General features: G+C 72.3%; 1 protein-coding gene. It reads left to right on the top strand.

From position 1 onward, the window contains the following. Window positions 1–9 precede the first annotated feature (9 nt). The coding region (gene glpK, locus FE811_RS26815) for a glycerol kinase GlpK (protein ID WP_140849553.1) at window positions 10–1,466 on the top strand (1,457 nt) is incomplete at its 3' end.

Here is a 1,466-nt window from a genome sequence, read left to right as displayed (position 1 = left end):
AGGCCGCCGATGCCCCATCTTCTTTCGATCGACCAGGGGACGACGTCGTCTCGGGCGATGGTCTTCGACGCTGGTTTGCGTCCGATCGCCTCGGCGCAGCACGAATTCCCGCAGCACTACCCGGCCTCGGGCTGGGTCGAGCACGACCCCTCGGACCTGTGGGTCAGCGTGGCCGGCGTGGCGCGGGCGGCGGTCGAGAAGGCCGGGATCCCTGCCCGCGACATCGCCGGCATCGGCATCACCAACCAGCGCGAGACCACGCTGCTCTGGGACCGCAGGACCGGCCAGCCGCTGCACCGCGCCATCGTCTGGCAGGACCGCCGCACCGCCGACCTCTGCGCCCGGCTCAGGGCCGAGGGGCACGAGCCGATGGTCGCCGCCCGCACCGGGCTGCTGCTCGACCCGTATTTCTCGGGCTCCAAGCTGCAATGGCTGCTCGACCATGTCGACGGCGCCCGCGCCCGCGCCCGGCGCGGCGAGCTGGCCTTCGGCACCGTCGACAGCTGGCTGATCTGGAACCTGACCGGCGGCCGGGTGCATGCCACCGACGCCACCAACGCCGCGCGCACGCTGCTTTTCAACATCGCCGAGAACCGCTGGGACGAGGAGATCTGCGCGCTTTTCGACATCCCGATGCAGCTTCTGCCCGAGGTCAGGGACTGCGCCGCCGATTACGGCGCCACGCGGGCCGACCTGTTCGGGCGCGAGATCCCGATCCTGGGCGTGGCCGGCGACCAGCAGGCGGCGACGGTGGGCCAGGCCTGCTTTTCGCCCGGCATGATGAAATCGACCTATGGCACCGGCTGCTTTGCGCTGCTGAACACCGGCGCGGACCGGGTGGCCTCGAGCAACCGCCTGCTGACGACCATCGCCTATCGGCTGGGGGGCCGGACGACCTATGCGCTGGAGGGCTCGATCTTCATCGCCGGGGCGGTGGTGCAATGGCTGCGCGACGGCCTGGGGCTGATCCGGCACGCGTCCGAGACGCAGGCGCTGGCCGAGGCGGCCGATCCCGGCCAGGACCTGGTGCTGGTGCCGGCCTTCACCGGGCTCGGGGCGCCCTATTGGCGGCCGGAGTGCCGGGGGGCGGTCTTCGGGCTGACGCGGAATTCGGGCCCGGCGGAGCTGGCGCGTGCGGCGCTGGAGAGCGTGGGTTTCCAGACCCGCGACCTTCTGGAGGCGATGCGGGCGGACTGGCCGGATGCGGGCGGGGTGTTGCGGGTGGACGGCGGCATGGCGTCGAGCGGCTGGACGATGCAGTTTCTCTCGGACATCCTGGGGGCGCCGGTGGACCGTCCGGCGGTGACCGAGACGACGGCGCTTGGGGCGGGCTACCTGGCGGGGTTGCAGGCGGGGCTGTGCCCGCCGCCCGAGGAATTCGCCCGCGCCTGGTCGCTGGAGCGCCGCTTCGCGCCCGCCATGCCCGCGCCCGAGCGCGAGGCCCGATACGCAAGGTGGAAAACCGC

The organism is Paracoccus sp. FO-3 (genome assembly GCF_006386455.1).
Classification (GTDB): domain Bacteria; phylum Pseudomonadota; class Alphaproteobacteria; order Rhodobacterales; family Rhodobacteraceae; genus Paracoccus; species Paracoccus versutus.
This window is presented reverse-complemented; position numbering and strand designations above follow the sequence as displayed.